This is a genomic window from Pseudomonas sp. D(2018) (assembly GCF_005502555.1).
GTDB lineage: Bacteria > Pseudomonadota > Gammaproteobacteria > Pseudomonadales > Pseudomonadaceae > Metapseudomonas > Metapseudomonas resinovorans.
Map to the genome: position 1 here is coordinate 1 of NZ_SCOK01000083.1, position 15996 is coordinate 15996.

Genomic DNA, 15996 nt, shown 5'->3' on the forward strand with positions numbered 1-15996 from the left:
CGCGGACCACGAGCCGGACGCTCGCCACCTTCGCTGCGCGGGCCACGAGCCGGACGCTCGCCACCTTCGCTGCGCGGGCCACGAGCCGGACGCTCGCCACCTTCGCTGCGCGGACCACGAGCGCCCACCGGCTTGGCCGACTTGCGCTGCAGGCGATCCAGCTTCTCGCGGAACTTGCCCTTCATGGCCGGAAGAGCCACAGGCTTCAGACCAACTTCAGTGCTGAGGATATCCACCTCGTTCTGGCCCATCTCACGCCAGCGACCCATGGTCAGGTCGGAGGTGATGAATACCGGGCCGAAGCGCACGCGCTTCAAGCGACTGACCACCAACCCCTGGGATTCCCAGAGACGACGCACTTCACGGTTACGGCCTTCCATCACCACGCAGTGGTACCAGTGGTTGAAGCCTTCACCACCCGGCGCTTCCTTGATGTCGGTGAACTTCGCAGGGCCGTCATCCAGCATCACGCCCTGCTTGAGGTTCTCCAGCATCTCCTCGGTGACTTCGCCGCGCACGCGCACGGCGTACTCGCGGTCCATCTCGTAGGAGGGGTGCATCAGGCGGTTGGCCAGTTCACCGTCAGTGGTGAACAGCAGCAGGCCGGTGGTGTTGATGTCCAGGCGACCGACGTTGATCCAACGGCCGGCCTTCAGGCGCGGCAGGCGCTCGAACACCGTGGGACGGCCTTCCGGGTCGTCGCGGGTGCAGACTTCGCCTTCTGGCTTGTTGTAGATCAGTACGCGGCGGACGCTCTCGACTTCTTCTTCGCGCTTGAGCAGACGACCATCGACGCTGATGGCGTCATGGCTGTCGACGCGCTGACCAAGGGTGGCGGCTTCGCCGTTGACCTTCACTCGGCCTTCAGTGATCCAGGCCTCTATATCGCGGCGAGAAGCCAGCCCCATACGGGCCAGGACCTTCTGCAGCTTTTCCCCTGTGGGGCTGTATTCGACGTCACTCATCTGGGCACCTCCCGGTGTAGCAGTAAAAGGCCGCGCATCATACGCGGCCGCTGGCACTGAGGCTAGTTGAGCAAAGGCCCGGCGTCAGCCTGTCCGCTGACCGGTGGTGTCAATGCAGGGTTTCGTCCGGAAGCGACTCGTCGTCGGCTTCGGCAATAACGGCTTCCGCTTCGTCGGCCTCATCGAGCAGCAGATCGTCGAAGTCGGTCTTCAGACCCTCTTCCATGGTGTCGAGCTCGGCCAGCAGGGAGCGGAAACTGGTTTCCACGCGCGGCTCGGCAAGCTGTTCGGCGTCCGCACGGGCCTGCAACCCTTCGGGCACTGGCGCATCGCCGTCGTCCAGCTCCAGCACCGGCTCGGGTTCCAGCTCACGCAGGGCGGCCAACGGCGGGAGCTCTTCCAGGCTCTTCAGGTTGAAGTGGTCGAGAAATGCGCGCGTGGTGGCGAACATGGCCGGTTTTCCGGGTACGTCGCGATAGCCGACCACCCGTATCCACTCCCGCTCCAACAGTGTCTTGACGATCTGGCTATTGACCGCAACACCGCGAATATCCTCGATTTCGCCACGGGTAATGGGCTGCCGATAGGCCACCAGGGCCAGGGTCTCCAGCATCGCGCGCGAGTAGCGCTGCGGCCGCTCCTCCCAGAGCCGGCCAACCCAGGGCGAGAAACGCTCGCGAATCTGCAGACGGTAGCCAGAGGCAACCTCGCGCAGTTCGAACGCACGTTTCTCGCAACTTTTGGCGAGGATGGCCAGGGCCGAACGGATCACCGACAGCTCGGGGCGCTCGGCCTCTTCGAAGAGTTCGGCCAGGCGTTCCAGCGAAAGAGGCTTGCCGGACGCCAGGAGGAAAGCTTCCAGCAGCGACGCAAGTTCCTTGGGATCGTTGAGGTTCATCTACTCGGCTCGCGCCCGAACGTGAATGGGGGCAAATGGCTCATTCTGCACCAGTTCAACCAGCTGTTCCTTGATCAGCTCCAGCACCGCCATGAAGGTGACCACGACGCCAAGACGACCTTCCTCGACCGTGAACAGCACGACGAAAGGTACGAAAGCCCCGCCCTTGAGCTTTTCCAGCACCTCGCTCATACGTTCGCGGGTGGACAGCGCCTCACGGGTTACCTGGTGGCTTTCGAACATATCCGCGCGGCGCAACACCTCGGCCATGGACAGCAGGACCTCTTCCAGGGCGACATCCGGCAGCAGCTTGCGCGCTCGCGCGTCCGGTGCATCCACACGCGGAACAATGAGGTCGCGCCCCACGCGAGGCAGTTGATCGATACCTTCGGCAGCCGCCTTGAAGCGTTCGTACTCCTGGAGGCGGCGGATCAGCTCGGCGCGCGGATCGTCTTCTTCCTCTTCCGCCTCGTTCGAGCGCGGCAGCAGCATGCGCGACTTGATCTCGGCCAGCATGGCGGCCATGACCAGGTACTCGGCGGCCAGCTCCAGGCGTACCGACTTCATCAGCTCGACGTAGGCCATGTACTGGTGGGTGATGGCCGCGACCGGGATGTCGAGGATGTCAATGTTCTGCTTGCGGATCAGGTACAGCAGCAGGTCGAGAGGGCCTTCGAAGGCCTCGAGGAAGACTTCCAGCGCATCCGGTGGGATATACAGGTCTTGCGGCAGCTCAGTCACCGCCTGACCGTAGACCAGGGCGAAGGGCAGCTCCTGCTGGGCGCCCGCCTGGGGATCCGGCGACTCGTTTAGCGGCGTTTCGTGCATGTGTTCCTCTCGTTGCTCGGCCGCTGCGCGCTGCTGCCCTCGGTTGAAGCCTACCGGGTCGGACCGGTCGGCGGGAAAGCGGGCAAATTAGCACCATGTGCCAGACTAAAAAAGTACGACGCAGCGCCCTTGGTCAGGTCTGGAGCGAAACGCCCAAGGAGGTTCCGATGAAACTATTCGCCCTGATTTTCAGTACCGTCCTCATGTTCGTCTACCTCGGCCTGGTGCCGGTTACAACGGTGCAAGCGGGCATGATCGGCACCGATGAAGCCATCGCGACCCAACAGCAATCCAGCGATCGCGCCAGGATCGACGCCTTCCTCAGCCAGTCCGAGGTTCAGGATCAGATGCGCGCCATGGGCGTGGATGCCGCCACGGCACGCACGCGGGCACAGGCCCTGACCCATGAGGAAGCCGCCCAACTTGCGCAAAAAATGAACGCAGCACCTGCGGGTGGGAACATCAGCAGTACTGACTTCATCATCATCCTGCTGGTGATAATCCTGGTGGCGATCCTGCTTTGAGCGGGGAGCTCAGTCCTCGTCAAGGAAGGGCTGCGGGTCGCCGCAACCCACGCGCACCACCTCGGGCTTGCCTTCTGAGAGGTTGATCACGGTGGACGCTGCCATGCCGCCGTGACCGCCGTCGATGATCAGGTCGACCTGATGTTCGAGAATCTGGCGCATCTCGTAGGGGTCGCTCATCGGCAGTTCTTCACCCGGCAGGATCAGGCTGGTGCTCATCAGGGGCGCGCCCAGTTGCTCCAGCAACGCCAGGGCAATGGGGTGGTCCGGTACCCGCATGCCAATGGTGCGCCGTTTCGGGTGCATCAGCATGCGCGGAACTTCACGGGTGGCGCTAAGAATAAAAGTGTAAGGGCCGGGCGTATGCGCCTTGATCAGGCGGAACGCTGCGGTATCCACCTTGGCGAACAATCCGATCTCGGACAGATCGCGGCACACCAGGGTGAAATTGTGTTTCTCATCCAGGCGACGCAGTCGGCGAATACGTTCAACCGCGTTCTTGTCACCGATCAGGCATCCCAGAGCGTAAGACGAATCGGTGGGGTAGACGATCACCCCGCCCGCCTTGACGATCTCCACCGCCTGCTTGATCAGGCGCGGCTGTGGATTCTCCGGATGTATCTGGAAAAATTGACTCACGACATCTCCCTGTTCAGAGGGCAGCAATAGGGCTGTATGCATGGCGGAAGCGCCCCCAGATCGGCGGCAGATCATCCGGCAAGGGTCGGTACATGCCCAGCTCCGACCAATCGCAGGGTGCATGGAAGTCACTACCGGCACTGACCAGCATGCCGAATTCTCGCGCCAGTATGGCCAGGCTTCCCACCTGGTCCGCTGGCTGCAGGCCGTTCACCACTTCCAACGCGTGACCGCCGGCCTGGATGAAATCCGCCACCAGCTTGCGCCGCTTGGTGCCGGTGAAGTTGTACTGCCACGGGTGCGCCAGGCTGATCCAGGCACCCGCGGTGCGCAGGGTTCCCACCGCATCGGCCAGGGTTGGCCAGTGCTGCTTCACATCGCCCAGCTTGCCGGCCCCTAACCATTTGCGAAACGCCTCGGCACGGTCGCGCACGTGGCCATTGCGGACCAGGAACTCCGCAAAATGCGGGCGTGCCGGTGCGTTGCCGCTATCACCCAACTCCTGCTGCACCGCCCTGGCACCCTCCAGGGCACCCGGCATGCCTTTGGCGGCCAGGCGACGGGCGATTTCCTCGGCCCGCGACCAGCGGCCGCGATGGAGGTCCGCAATGGCCTCCAGCAACGCAGGGGCATCGGCAGCGAAGGCGTAGCCCAACACATGGATGGTGGCGCCACCCCAGGTGCAGGACAGTTCGATACCGTTGATCAGCTGCATATCCAGCGCTACGGCTGCTTTGCGAGCCTCGTCCAGGCCTTCGAGGGTGTCGTGGTCGGTCAACGCGAGCAGGCGCACGCCCTGCTCGTGAGCGCGGGCGACGAGGGCCGCGGGCGCCAGGGCACCGTCAGAGGCCGTACTGTGGCAATGCAGGTCGATCTGCATGGGGTCTGCTTTCGCTAGGGGATTGGTTTGTTATTATGCCGCCACATCCCGCTTCTGGCTGCCGCCGTGAAACAATTCATCGACTTCATCCCGCTTATCCTCTTCTTCGTCGTCTACAAACTGGAACCACGCGCCATCGAGCTGGCCGGGCATACCTATATGCTAGGCGGTATTTTCAGCGCTACCGCGGTTCTGATCATCAGCTCGGTGATCGTCTACGGCGCCATCTTCCTGCACCAGCGCCGCCTTGAGAAAGGCCAGTGGCTGACGTTGGCAGCCTGCCTGGTATTCGGTGGCATGACGCTGGCCTTCCACAGCGAAACCTTCCTCAAATGGAAGGCGCCCGTGGTGAACTGGCTCTTCGCCCTGGCGTTCGCCGGCAGCCACTTCATTGGCGACAAGCCCCTGATCCAGCGCGTGATGGGACATGCCCTGAGCCTTCCGCAGGCCATCTGGGTGCGCCTGAACCTTGCCTGGGTCGCATTCTTCCTGGTCTGCGGCTGCGCCAACCTCTTCGTAGCCTTCACCTTCCACGAGTTCTGGGTGGACTTCAAAGTCTTCGGCAGCCTCGGCATGACCGTGCTCTTCCTGGTCGGCCAGGGCGTCTACCTGGCTCGCCACCTTCACGACGGCGAAACCGAAAAGCCCCAACAATAAGGATTGCCATGCTCTACGCCATCATTGCCACCGACGTTGCCGATTCCCTGGAAAACCGTCTCGCTGCCCGCCCGGCGCACCTCGCGCGCCTGGAGCAGTTGAAGGCCGAAGGCCGCATCGTGCTGGCCGGCCCGCACCCGGCAGTAGACAGCGTTGACCCGGGCAGCGCGGGTTTCACCGGCAGCCTGATCGTTGCCGAGTTCGACTCCCTCGAGGCCGCCAAGGCCTGGGCCGACGCCGATCCCTACCGCGCCGCCGGCGTCTACGCCGACGTTGTGGTCAAACCTTTCAAGCAGGTCTTCCCCTAAGCCAATCCCCTTCAGCCGTTCCACGCCAGGAAAAAGGAGTTCCCATGCACGTCGGTCAATTGCCCCTGCTGTTTACCGCCGCGCTGCTCTGCAGTCTGGCCCTGGCTGAAGAACCCCGGCACGTGACGCCGGCGGAAGAAGATCTCCCTGCGCGTTCCGTGGCCCCGGCAGCAGCAGCCGTCGCAAGCGACTCCCTGGTCGCTCAACTCGGCCAGCTCCAGCGCCAACTGGCCGAAAGCGAGCGTCAGCGCAACGAACTGAGCACCCAACTGGAAGCAGCCAGCGGCGAGCGGGAGAATGCCTTGCTCTCCCGCCTGCGTCAGGAGAACCAGCGCCTCAAGCTGCAACTCAAGGAAGCCCAGGCATCGCAATCGCCACGCTTTCTGACCGAACAGCAGACCTGGTTCGCAGTCGGCGGTGGCGTCGCCCTGTTCTCCCTGTTTGCTGGCCTGGCAGCCCGCGGTGGTCGCCGACAACGCCGTCAATGGATCAACTGAACCGCACCATGAGTGAATTGCTGCTTATCGATGACGACCAGGAACTCTGCGAGCTCCTGATCAGTTGGCTCAGTCAGGAAGGCTTCAACGTCCGCGCCTGCCATGACGGCCAATCTGCGCGTGCGGCCCTGGCCGAGCACGCTCCATCTGCCGTGGTGCTCGACGTGATGTTGCCGGATGGCAGTGGCCTGGAACTGCTCAAGCAACTGCGCAGCGACCACCCGGAACTGCCGGTCCTCATGCTCTCCGCCCGTGGTGAGCCGCTGGACCGCATCCTCGGCCTGGAACTGGGCGCCGACGACTACCTGGCCAAGCCCTGCGACCCCCGCGAACTCACCGCCCGCCTGCGCGCCGTGCTGCGTCGCACCCAGCCGCCGCCGCAATCCAGCCAGCTTGAACTGGGCGACCTCTGCTACAGCCCGGTGCGCGGCATTGTCACCGTCGGCAATCACGAGATCAGCCTCACCCTTTCCGAAGGCCGCCTGCTCGAAGCCCTCTTGCACCAGCCCGGCGAACCGCTGGACAAGCAGCAACTGGCGCAACTCGCCCTGGGCCGCAAGCTGACCCTTTACGACCGAAGCCTGGATATGCACGTCAGTAACTTGCGCAAGAAACTCGGCCCCCATGCGGACGGCCGACCTCGCATCCTGGCGCTGCGCAGCCGCGGCTATTACTACAGCGCCTGAGAGCCTGTTTACGATCTCGCGAGCTAGAGCCTGCTTTTAGCGCAGCAGGGCCGACGCCCAGCAGATTGTCAGCAGGCTCTGCGTCTTTACCCAGGCTTTACTCACGGCTGACTGCCCTTGACCTTGCCATCCCTAGACTGGGCACATCCGGCAACTGGCCGGAATCGAGACTAGGAGAACCACCATGCGCAAGACCCTCATCGCCCTGCTGCTCGCCGCTACCCTGCCGACCCTGGCCATGGCCATGCCGGAAGGCGGCCCGCGCCATGAGCGCGGTTTCGGTGGCCATATGTTCAAGGAGCTGAACCTCACCCAGGAACAGCGCCATGAAATCGGCAAGCTGATGCGCGAGCAGATGAAGTCCCGCCACGACATCACCCAGCGCTACCTGGACAAACTGCCGGCTGCCGAGCGCAAAGCCATGCAGGACGAGCTCAAGGCCGCCGAAACCAAGAACCGCGATGCCATCCGCGCCCAGCTCAAGCCCGAGCAGCAGAAAGCCTTCGACGATCTCCAGAAGAAGATGGAAGAGCGCCGCGCCGAACGCGCCGAGTTCGAAGCCTGGAAGGCGGAGAAGGACAAGAAGGCCCAGTAATCGCCAGGCGGCCCAGGCTGCCGGCACCCACCCTACGCCCATCAGGCCAGCCGGCCTGATGGGTTTTGCCGTTCAGGAGCTACACCGTGCGTTCACTCTTCTGGCGAATCCTGGCCACCCTCTGGCTGGCCCTGGCCCTGGTGGCTGGACTGTCCATCCTGCTGGGCCGCGCGCTGAACCAGGATGCCTGGATTCTCAGCCACCACCCGACTCTTCAGGGGTTGGCCGAGCGCCTGGTGCAACGCTACGAAGACCAAGGCCCGCAGGACACCCAGCGCTACCTGGAACACTTTCGCCATCGCGCGCGAGTCGACGTGCAGATGCTCAACGACACTGGCCAGCCCGTGGTCGAAGGCACCTTTCCGCCTCGCGCCGCCGCCTTCGAAGCACGCCAGAAGAACCCGCGCCGCCTGCCGTGGCGCCGCTTGACCGAGGAGTACACAAGCCCCGTCAGCGGCGAGTCCTACCTGCTGATCTACCGCATCCCCTACCCGGAGCTGGACGCCTGGCACCGCGGCAGCCTGCTCTGGCCCTTCAGCGCCCTGGGCATCGCCCTGGTGGTGCTGACCCTGTTCAGCCTGGCCCTGACACTGTCCATCACCCGCCCCCTCGATCGGTTGCGCCGGGCCGTGCATGACCTCGGCCAGACCGCTTACCAGCAGGACAGCCTATCCCGCCTGGCGCGACGAAGGGATGAGTTGGGCGTCCTGGCCGGCGACTTCAACCGCATGGGCCAGCGCCTGCAAGGGCTGATCGGCAGCCAGCGCCAGCTACTGCGGGATGTTTCCCACGAGCTGCGCTCTCCCCTGGCCCGCTTGCGTATCGCCCTGGCCCTGGCCGAACGCGCCGAACCCCACCAGCGGGAAGCCCTCTGGCCGCGCCTGGGTCAGGAATGCGACCGCCTGGAAGCATTGATCAGCGAAATCCTCGCCCTCGCGCGCCTGGACGCAGAGCCGGGCGCGCGTCACCCCATCGCCCTGAGAGCGTTGCTGGAGAAACTGAAGGAAGACGCCCGTCTGCTGGCGCCGGAGCAGGAGGTTCGCATCGACTGCATCGGCGAACCGCAACTGGAAGGCTGGCCCGACATGCTGGAGGGGGCGCTGGATAACCTGCTGCGCAATGCCCTGCGTTTCAATCCCCAGGGGCAGCCGGTGGAAGTGACAGTGAATGTAAAGGATGGCGCCTTGGTGATCAGGGTCCGCGACCATGGCCCCGGTGTAGCCGCCGAACATCTGGCGAGGCTGGGCGAACCCTTCTTCCGTGCGCCCAACCAGTCAGGTGCCGGGCACGGCCTGGGGCTGGCCATTGCACGCAGGGCGGTGGAGCGTCACGGTGGCAGCCTTGACCTGGGCAATCATCCCGAGGGCGGCTTCATCGCCACCCTGGAACTACCCGCTGCACTGAAGGCCTGATCAACCCCAGTTCTGGACGAAGTCAGCCGGAGCCAGCTCCGGCGCGGCGCGGCGCTCGCCCTCGACGCTGCCCAAGTAGAGAAAGCCGACTACCCGCTCATTTTCCGCCAGACCGAGTCCGTTGGCGACGGTGAGGTCGTAGGCCATCTCGCCGGTCCGCCAGATGGCCCCCAGCCCCAGGGCGTGTGCGGCCAGCAGCATTCCGTGGGCAGCGCAGCCGGCCGACAGCAACTGCTCCACCTCGGGCACCTTGTGACCCGCCTGCAGGGTCGCGACAACGACCACCATCAGCGGCGCCCGCAGCGGCATGTTGCGTGCTTTGGTGGTGGCTGCCTCCGGCGCTTGCGGGTCCTTGGCCAGCACGGCAGAGACGAACAGCTCACCGAGCTTCGCACGTCCCTCCCCCTCGATGGTGAGGAAGCGCCAGGGGCGCAGGTAACCGTGGTCAGGTGCGCGCAGGGCCGCACGGAACAGCACCTCACGCTGGGCGGCGTCCGGTGCCGGCTCGTGCAAGCGAGCCAGGGATACACGGTTGAGCAGAGCGTCGAGAGCCTCCATCGGCCACCTCCAGAATTCAGGGAGCCGGCATTCTAGCCGATAGCACGACTCAGTCTCGCAAGCATGCAAAGAGAACGCAGCGAGCAAGGTAGCGATCCAACGAGGAGATGATGGGAGTGGATCGTAGAAGGTAGGAGCGGAGCCATCTGCACATGCCTATCCTTTTCCTGGCCGGAAACGCGTGAGCCCCTCCAACCGGGCATTTCGCGGAGTTCGAAGGCCCAGTAGAATGCCCCGCTCGATTACTGCCCCAGAGGGCTCCATGTCCCTGTCGACATTGCGCACCATCGGTTTCATCATCGGCCTCTTCCTGATTACCCTGGCCGTGAGCATGGTTATCCCCATGCTGACCCTGCTGCTGTTCGAGCGCACCGATGACATCTTCGCCTTCCTCTGGTCAAGCCTGATCACCTTCGTCGCCGGCCTCGCGCTGGTAGGCCCGGGACGTCCCGAAAACAGCCACCTGCGTCCCCGTGACATGTACATGCTGACCACCGCGAGCTGGGTCATCGTCTGCTGCTTCGCTGCCCTGCCCATGGTGCTGATCCAGCACATCAGCTACACCGACTCCTTTTTCGAAACCATGTCCGGTATCACCACCACCGGTTCCACCGTGCTCACCGGCTTGGACACGGCCTCACCGGGGCTGTTGATCTGGCGCTCGATGCTGCACTGGCTGGGCGGCATCGGCTTCATCGGCATGGCCGTGGCCATCCTGCCGCTGCTGCGCGTCGGCGGCATGCGCCTGTTCCAGACCGAATCCTCCGACTGGGGCGAGAAGGTGATGCCGCGCTCGCACATGGTGGCCAAGTTCATCGTGCTGACCTACCTGGGCCTGACGTTACTCGGCACCCTGGCGTTCTGGCTGGCCGGCATGACCCCATTCGATGCGGTCAACCACTCCATGGCCGCGATTTCTACCGGCGGCTTCTCCACATCGGATTCATCCCTGGCGAACTGGAAGCAACCCGCGGTGCACTGGGTAGCCGTCGCCGTGATGATCCTCGGCAGCCTGCCCTTCACCCTGTTCGTCGCGACACTGCGCGGAAATCGGAAGGCACTGCTACGCGACCATCAGGTGCATGGTTTCATTGGGTTCCTGGTGGTGTCATGGCTGCTTGTTGGCACCTGGCTCTGGGCGCACTCCGACAACAGCTGGCTCGACGCCGTGCGCATCGTCGCCGTGAACATCACCTCGGTGGTCACCACCACGGGCTTCGCACTGGGCGACTACACCCTGTGGGGCAGCTTCGCAGTGCTGCTGTTCTTCTACCTGACCTTCATCGGTGGCTGCTCCGGCTCTACCTCCGGCGGCCTGAAAATCTTCCGCTTCCAGGTGGCCTGGCAACTGCTCAAGGCCAACCTGCAACAACTCGTGCACCCTCGCGCGGTGATCAAGCAGCAGTACAACAACCACAACCTGGACGACGACATCGTCCGCTCGCTGATCACCTTTTCCTTCTTCTTCACCACTACCATCGCGGTGATTGCCCTTGGGCTTTGCCTGGTTGGCCTGGACTGGGTCACTGCCCTCACCGGCGCGGCCACCGCCGTGTGCAACGTCGGCCCGGGGCTGGGCCCGATCATCGGGCCGGCGGGCAATTTCTCCACCCTGCCCGATGCGGCCAAATGGCTGCTGACCATCGGCATGCTGCTCGGCCGGCTGGAAATCCTCACCGTGCTGGTGCTGTTCACGCCGGGGTTCTGGCGTCACTGAGGGTCGGCGCAGGCTATAGTCCAACGGGCGCCGGGTTTACAGGGCGCCGAGCCCGGTTAGAATTGCGCGTTTCGCCCTCCAGCCAGAAGCGGACCCCATGGCCCTGCCGACCCTTCGCATCATCGGCTTTCTCAACGGTATCTTCCTGATCACCCTCGCGGTCAGCATGGCCATTCCCGTGCTGACCCTGGTGGTCTACGAGCGCACCGAAGACATCAATGCCTTCGTCTGGTCGAGCCTGATGACCTTCATCGCCGGCCTGTCGCTGGTCATTCCAGGTCGCCCCGAGCAAGTCCACCTGCGCCCCCGGGACATGTACCTGCTGACGGTGTCGAGCTGGATCATCGTCGGCGCCTTCGCCGCGCTGCCCTTCCTGCTCACCCAGCACATCAGCTTCACCGACGCCTGGTTCGAGAGCATGTCCGGCATCACCGCCACCGGTGCCACGGTGCTGAGCGGCCTGGACAGCATGTCCCCGGGCATCCTCATCTGGCGTTCGCTGCTGCACTGGCTCGGCGGCATCGGCTTCATCGGCATGGCGGTGGCGATCCTGCCGCTTCTGCGTATCGGTGGCATGCGCCTGTTCCAGACCGAATCTTCCGACCGCTCAGACAAGGTCATGCCGCGCTCGCACATGGTGGCCAAGTACATCGTCGCCATCTATGTCGGCTTCACCCTGCTGGGTAGCCTGGCGTTCTGGGCAGCGGGCATGGGGTCGTTCGACGCGATCAACCATGCCATGTCGGCCATTGCCACCGGTGGTTTCTCCACCTCCGACCAGTCCCTGGCCAAGTGGCAACAACCGGCAGTGCACTGGGTGGCGGTGGTGGTGATGATCCTCGGCAGCCTGCCCTTCATGCTTTATGTGTCCGTGCTGCGCGGCAATCGCAAGGCGCTGATCAGGGATGAGCAAGTACAAGGTTTCATCGGCCTGCTGTTGGTCATCTGGTTGGTGCTGGGTACCTGGTACTGGCTGACCACCGAACTGCATTGGCTGGACGCGCTGCGCCATGTGGCGGTGAACACGACGTCCATCCTGACCACCACCGGTTTCGCACTGGGCGACTACAGCCTGTGGGGCAACTTCTCGCTGATGCTGTTCTTCTACCTGGGCTTCATCGGTGGCTGCTCGGGTTCCACCGCGGGCGGTATAAAGATTTTCCGCTTCCAGGTGGCCTACATCCTGCTCAAGGCCAACCTGACCCAACTGGTGCACCCGCGCGCGGTGATCAAGCAGACCTACAACGGCCACCGCCTCGATGAAGACATCGTCCGCTCGATCCTGACCTTCTCGTTCTTCTTCACCATCATCATCTGCGGCATCGCCCTGGGCCTGTCGCTGATGGGTCTGGACTGGATCACCTCGCTCACGGGCGCCGCCGCCACCGTATCCGGCGTGGGGCCAGGCCTGGGCGAAATCATCGGCCCGGCAGGCAACTTCTCGAGCCTGCCGGATGGCGCCAAGTGGCTGCTGACCCTGGGCATGCTGCTGGGTCGCCTGGAAATCCTCACCGTACTGGTGCTGCTGACGCCTTACTTCTGGCGGCACTGATCATTCAGCGACAGCGGTGGGCTGAAGCCCACCCGGACGTCATTCCAGGCGCGCGCGGAACTCTCCCGGAGTGCTGTCGAACCAGCGACGGAAGGCGCGGAAGAAGTTGCTCGGATCGGCGAACCCCAGCAGGTAGGCGATCTCCAGCAGCGTCAGGTTCGGTTGCGCCAGATACTGCTCCGCCAGCTCACGACGCGTATCGTCCAGCAGTTGCTGGAAGCTCACCCCTTCTTCCTGCAAACGCCGCTGCAGGGTGCGCTGGGACAGGTGCATCAGGCTGGCCACCACTTCACGCTTGGGTTCGCCCTGCGGCAATAGACGGCAGAGCACCTGGCGCACCTGGTGCGTGACACGGGTGCCAGAGAAGCGCGCCAGGTAGTCGCCGGCGAAGCGGTCGTGCAACTGCGCCAGGGATTCGTTGGCGGTGGGCAGCGGGGTTTCCATATCGCCACGGCTGAACAACAGGGCGCAGTGCTCGGTATTAAAGCGCAGCGGCGCCTGGAACACCTGGCGGTAGGGCTCCAGGTCCGCCGGTGCCGGTCCCTGGAAGCGGATCTCCAGCGGGTTGATCGGCCGGCCGGTCATCCAGCGGCAGAATGCCAGGCAGTAAGCCATGGAAGCCTCCGCGCTCTGCCGGGCCGGCGGTAGGCGGTCACCATGGATCGACAAGCGCAGCTCATAGCCTTCGCGCGTCGCGCAGAAGCTGAGGTCGGCGCCTTCGGCAATGATCCGCTGGTAGCGCACCAACCGGGTAAAGCCCTCCTTGAGGGTGCGGCTGGACATCAGCGCATAGCCCACAACATGGAAGGAAGCCGGACGAACCACCTTGGCCATATTCAGGCCAATGGCCGGATTGCCGGACAGCTCGACAGCCCGGAGCCAGAGACGGGTCATGCCGTCCTGAGGGAAACGGGCGTCGGGATCGTTCAGGGCCTGGTAATCGAGACCGAGTTCGGGAAACAGATTGAGGCAGTCCACTCCACCCATTTCCAGGGCCTGGACTATCCCCAGGGCCCAACTCGAAGAAGTCGTGCGTTCGCTCATGGCGCCTTCTTGTTCTGAAGTTCAAGACAGCCACCCGCAGGGCGGCGTGCCGGCAAGGATACTAAAGTGGCGCTCATTGTCACTGGCCCACGAAGACACCCGTCCTACACTGCTCCAGACAACAAGAACCTGGAGCCGCCGTCATGCCCACTGAGTCAGTACACCGCTTTCAAAGCTTCGCCGAGTTTTACCCTTACTACCTGCAGGAGCACAGCAACGACACCTGTCGCCGCCTCCACTATGTAGGCAGCCTGCTGGTGCTGAGCATCCTCGGTTACGCGCTGGTCACCCAGCAGTGGCTTTGGCTGCTGGCCATTCCCTTCGCCGGTTACGGCTTCGCCTGGGTCGGCCATTTCGTTTTCGAAAAGAACAAACCGGCCACCTTCAAGTACCCGTTCTACAGCTTCATGGGTGACTGGGTGATGCTCAAGGATGCCCTGACCGGCCGCATCCGCTTCTGAGCCCCGGAGTCTGACGGGGTCGGCGTCAGCTTGGCCGCCGGTCCCTCGCCTGGTTATGATCCCGCACCAGCCAAAAGTCATGGCCCAGGACTTGCAGCGTTACCCGAACACTGCAACCCGGCGTCAAGAAAGCACCAGGGACAGACCCAAGCCATGAAGCCCGCCATGCTCGACCCCTCCACCGCAACGCCAATGCTGCGTGAGTACTACTCACGTGTGCTGGCCTATATGGCCATCGCCGCCAGCATCGCCGCCGGCACCTACGTCCAGCATTTCAGCTTTGACATCCTCTGGATGGTTCCCTACGCCCTGCTCTACCCTCACCTGGCCCACCATCTGAGCCTGCGTTTCCCAGGGGAGCGCACCGACCGCATTCTGCTCGGCGTCGACACATTCCATTCCGGCGCCGCCGTTGCCCTGCTGGGCTTCTCGGTGGTTCCGGCGCTGATGATCGTGCTGACCCTCTGCTTCAGCGCCATGATCCTCGGCGGCCTGCGCCAGATGACCCTGGTGCTGGGCGGATCGCTCGTCAGCATGGCCGCTGTCGGCCTCGCGCTGCAGCCGGAGTTCAAGGGGGGTACCCCAGCCCTGGTGGCCCTGGTCAGCGTGCTCTTTACCACCCTTTACATCTGCATCATCGCCTTCTTCGTACACCAGCAAGGCTTGCGCCTGGCCCAGGCCCGCAGCGAGATCAAGCGCGAACAGGAAAAGGCCGCGCGCCTGGCACGCAACCTCGCCAAATATCTGTCGCCCCAGGTCTGGGAAATGATCTTCAGCGGCAAGAAAACCGTGCGACTGGAAACCCAGCGCAAGAAGCTCAGCGTGTTCTTCTCCGACATCAAGGGCTTCACTGAGCTGTCCGAAGAGCTGGAAGCCGAGGCACTGACGGACCTGCTCAACAACTACCTCAACGACATGTCGAAGATCGCGCTCAAGTACGGCGGCACCATCGACAAGTTCGTCGGCGACAGCGTCATGGTGTTCTTCGGCGACCCCAGCACCCAGGGCGCCAAGAAGGACGCGGTGGCAGCCGTGTCCATGGCCGTCGCCATGCGCAAGCACATGAAGGTGCTGCGCCAGCAGTGGCGCGCACAGGGCATCACCAAGCCGCTGGAAATCCGCATGGGCATCAACACCGGCTATTGCACCGTGGGTAACTTCGGCGCCGATACCCGCATGGACTACACCATCATCGGTCGCGAAGTGAACCTGGCCAGCCGCCTGGAAACCGCCTCGGATGCGGGCGAAATCCTGATCTCCCACGAAACCTACTCGCTGGTGAAAGACGTGATCATGTGCCGCGACAAGGGCCAGATAAACGTCAAGGGCTTCACCCGACCGGTGCAGATCTACCAAGTCGTGGACTTCCGCCGCGATCTGGGCGCCGCCTCCAGCTACGTCGAGCACGAGCTGCCCGGTTTCTCCATGTACCTGGATACCAACGGTATCCAGAACTACGACAAGGCCAGGGTCATCCAGGCCCTGCAACAGGCTGCCGAGAAACTGCGGGACAAGATCATTCCCTGACGCTTGTAGCGGCCACTTCATTCGCCAAGCAGGCCGAAGGCCTGCCCTGATGAAACCCGGCGGGCCTGCTGCGCAGTCCTTGGCGAATGAATTGGCTATGTCTGCGTTAAGTGTTGCTAGAACGTCCTGAGCCCAGCTGCTTGCCGAGTTCTGCGGATGTTTCTGGTTTCGTCCCCCCGGACGAGTCCCTTTCTCAAGCGCCGAAAGGAACCAAAGGGCTTGCCCCTGCATCCGGGTTTGGCTCCGCC

General features: G+C 63.6%; 18 protein-coding genes. 11 read left to right on the plus strand and 7 right to left on the minus strand.

From position 1 onward, the window contains the following. The 3 genes from rluB to FFS60_RS27330 all read right to left on the minus strand — a co-directional run. Positions 1-965: 23S rRNA pseudouridine(2605) synthase RluB (rluB, locus tag FFS60_RS27320; RefSeq protein ID WP_137823763.1), on the minus strand; the 965-nt coding region annotated here is incomplete at its 3' end. 109 nt (positions 966-1074) lie between these two features. Further along, a complete protein-coding gene (scpB, locus tag FFS60_RS27325; RefSeq protein ID WP_028626614.1) occupies positions 1075-1863 on the minus strand; it encodes an SMC-Scp complex subunit ScpB in 789 nt (262 codons plus the stop codon). Then, on the minus strand, positions 1864-2562 hold the full coding sequence (locus FFS60_RS27330; protein WP_162144798.1) for a ScpA family protein: 699 nt from the start codon (positions 2560-2562) through the stop codon (positions 1864-1866). Positions 2563-2858: 296 nt separating this feature from the next. Here FFS60_RS27330 and FFS60_RS27335 point away from each other — a divergent pair, with 296 nt between their 5' ends. After that, a complete protein-coding gene (locus tag FFS60_RS27335) occupies positions 2859-3215 on the plus strand; it encodes a PA2779 family protein (RefSeq protein WP_137823764.1) in 357 nt (118 codons plus the stop codon). Positions 3216-3224: 9 nt separating this feature from the next. On the opposite strand, the gene FFS60_RS27340 is transcribed toward FFS60_RS27335, so the two are convergent. Continuing rightward, entirely contained in the window at positions 3225-3854 is a 630-nt protein-coding gene (locus tag FFS60_RS27340; protein WP_137823765.1) for an L-threonylcarbamoyladenylate synthase, read from the minus strand. Positions 3855-3867: 13 nt separating this feature from the next. Then, on the minus strand, positions 3868-4734 hold the full coding sequence (locus tag FFS60_RS27345) for a PHP domain-containing protein (protein WP_028626610.1): 867 nt from the start codon (positions 4732-4734) through the stop codon (positions 3868-3870). Between the two features lie 66 nt (positions 4735-4800). Between FFS60_RS27345 and FFS60_RS27350 the strand changes: the two genes are divergently transcribed. From FFS60_RS27350 to FFS60_RS27375, 6 genes are all read left to right on the plus strand, one after another. Then, complete coding sequence (locus FFS60_RS27350; protein WP_218570621.1) at positions 4801-5391, plus strand: septation protein A; 591 nt, start codon at positions 4801-4803, stop codon at positions 5389-5391. A gap of 8 nt (positions 5392-5399) precedes the next feature. After that, positions 5400-5699 carry a YciI family protein gene (locus FFS60_RS27355; protein WP_137823767.1) on the plus strand — a complete coding sequence of 100 codons (300 nt, stop codon included), beginning with the start codon at positions 5400-5402 and terminating at the stop codon, positions 5697-5699. Between the two features lie 44 nt (positions 5700-5743). Continuing rightward, positions 5744-6196, plus strand: coding sequence for a hypothetical protein (locus tag FFS60_RS27360; RefSeq protein ID WP_137823768.1), 453 nt, complete (start codon positions 5744-5746; stop codon positions 6194-6196). A gap of 8 nt (positions 6197-6204) precedes the next feature. Beyond that, positions 6205-6882: a response regulator transcription factor gene (locus FFS60_RS27365; RefSeq protein ID WP_028626606.1), complete on the plus strand. Its 678-nt coding sequence runs from the start codon at positions 6205-6207 to the stop codon at positions 6880-6882. A gap of 184 nt (positions 6883-7066) precedes the next feature. After that, positions 7067-7477, plus strand: a complete 411-nt coding sequence (locus FFS60_RS27370) for a Spy/CpxP family protein refolding chaperone (RefSeq protein WP_137823769.1) — start codon at positions 7067-7069, stop codon at positions 7475-7477. 86 nt (positions 7478-7563) lie between these two features. After that, on the plus strand, positions 7564-8889 hold the full coding sequence (locus tag FFS60_RS27375; RefSeq protein WP_137823770.1) for a HAMP domain-containing sensor histidine kinase: 1326 nt from the start codon (positions 7564-7566) through the stop codon (positions 8887-8889). On the opposite strand, the gene FFS60_RS27380 is transcribed toward FFS60_RS27375, so the two are convergent. Then, entirely contained in the window at positions 8890-9447 is a 558-nt protein-coding gene (locus FFS60_RS27380; protein WP_137823771.1) for a nitroreductase family protein, read from the minus strand. It abuts the gene before it with no gap. A gap of 262 nt (positions 9448-9709) precedes the next feature. Between FFS60_RS27380 and FFS60_RS27385 the strand changes: the two genes are divergently transcribed. Both FFS60_RS27385 and FFS60_RS27390 read left to right on the plus strand, forming a co-directional pair. Next, entirely contained in the window at positions 9710-11164 is a 1455-nt protein-coding gene (locus FFS60_RS27385) for a TrkH family potassium uptake protein (RefSeq protein ID WP_028626602.1), read from the plus strand. A gap of 97 nt (positions 11165-11261) precedes the next feature. Next, positions 11262-12716: a TrkH family potassium uptake protein gene (locus tag FFS60_RS27390; RefSeq protein WP_028626601.1), complete on the plus strand. Its 1455-nt coding sequence runs from the start codon at positions 11262-11264 to the stop codon at positions 12714-12716. A 39-nt stretch (positions 12717-12755) separates the two neighbouring features. On the opposite strand, the gene FFS60_RS27395 is transcribed toward FFS60_RS27390, so the two are convergent. After that, positions 12756-13760 carry an AraC family transcriptional regulator gene (locus tag FFS60_RS27395; protein ID WP_028626600.1) on the minus strand — a complete coding sequence of 335 codons (1005 nt, stop codon included), beginning with the start codon at positions 13758-13760 and terminating at the stop codon, positions 12756-12758. A gap of 143 nt (positions 13761-13903) precedes the next feature. Between FFS60_RS27395 and FFS60_RS27400 the strand changes: the two genes are divergently transcribed. Together FFS60_RS27400 and FFS60_RS27405 are read left to right on the plus strand one after the other, a co-directional pair. Next, complete coding sequence (locus tag FFS60_RS27400) at positions 13904-14221, plus strand: Mpo1-like protein (protein ID WP_028626599.1); 318 nt, start codon at positions 13904-13906, stop codon at positions 14219-14221. 153 nt (positions 14222-14374) lie between these two features. Continuing rightward, the gene (locus tag FFS60_RS27405) at positions 14375-15748 is read left to right on the plus strand and encodes an adenylate/guanylate cyclase domain-containing protein (RefSeq protein ID WP_028626598.1); all 1374 of its coding nucleotides are present in this window, start codon (positions 14375-14377) and stop codon (positions 15746-15748) included. Positions 15749-15996: the final 248 nt, after the last annotated feature.

What these genes read in the sequence shown, in the direction of transcription:
- scpB (WP_028626614.1), bottom strand. Translation starts at nt 1,863, where the DNA reads ATGAACCTCAACGATCCCAAGGAACTTGCGTCGCTGCTGGAAGCTTTC.
- FFS60_RS27335 (WP_137823764.1), top strand. Translation starts at nt 2,859, where the DNA reads ATGAAACTATTCGCCCTGATTTTCAGTACCGTCCTCATGTTCGTCTAC.
- FFS60_RS27345 (WP_028626610.1), bottom strand. Translation starts at nt 4,734, where the DNA reads ATGCAGATCGACCTGCATTGCCACAGTACGGCCTCTGACGGTGCCCTG.
- FFS60_RS27355 (WP_137823767.1), top strand. Translation starts at nt 5,400, where the DNA reads ATGCTCTACGCCATCATTGCCACCGACGTTGCCGATTCCCTGGAAAAC.
- FFS60_RS27360 (WP_137823768.1), top strand. Translation starts at nt 5,744, where the DNA reads ATGCACGTCGGTCAATTGCCCCTGCTGTTTACCGCCGCGCTGCTCTGC.
- FFS60_RS27365 (WP_028626606.1), top strand. Translation starts at nt 6,205, where the DNA reads ATGAGTGAATTGCTGCTTATCGATGACGACCAGGAACTCTGCGAGCTC.
- FFS60_RS27370 (WP_137823769.1), top strand. Translation starts at nt 7,067, where the DNA reads ATGCGCAAGACCCTCATCGCCCTGCTGCTCGCCGCTACCCTGCCGACC.
- FFS60_RS27380 (WP_137823771.1), bottom strand. Translation starts at nt 9,447, where the DNA reads ATGGAGGCTCTCGACGCTCTGCTCAACCGTGTATCCCTGGCTCGCTTG.
- FFS60_RS27385 (WP_028626602.1), top strand. Translation starts at nt 9,710, where the DNA reads ATGTCCCTGTCGACATTGCGCACCATCGGTTTCATCATCGGCCTCTTC.
- FFS60_RS27390 (WP_028626601.1), top strand. Translation starts at nt 11,262, where the DNA reads ATGGCCCTGCCGACCCTTCGCATCATCGGCTTTCTCAACGGTATCTTC.
- FFS60_RS27395 (WP_028626600.1), bottom strand. Translation starts at nt 13,760, where the DNA reads ATGAGCGAACGCACGACTTCTTCGAGTTGGGCCCTGGGGATAGTCCAG.
- FFS60_RS27400 (WP_028626599.1), top strand. Translation starts at nt 13,904, where the DNA reads ATGCCCACTGAGTCAGTACACCGCTTTCAAAGCTTCGCCGAGTTTTAC.
- FFS60_RS27405 (WP_028626598.1), top strand. Translation starts at nt 14,375, where the DNA reads ATGAAGCCCGCCATGCTCGACCCCTCCACCGCAACGCCAATGCTGCGT.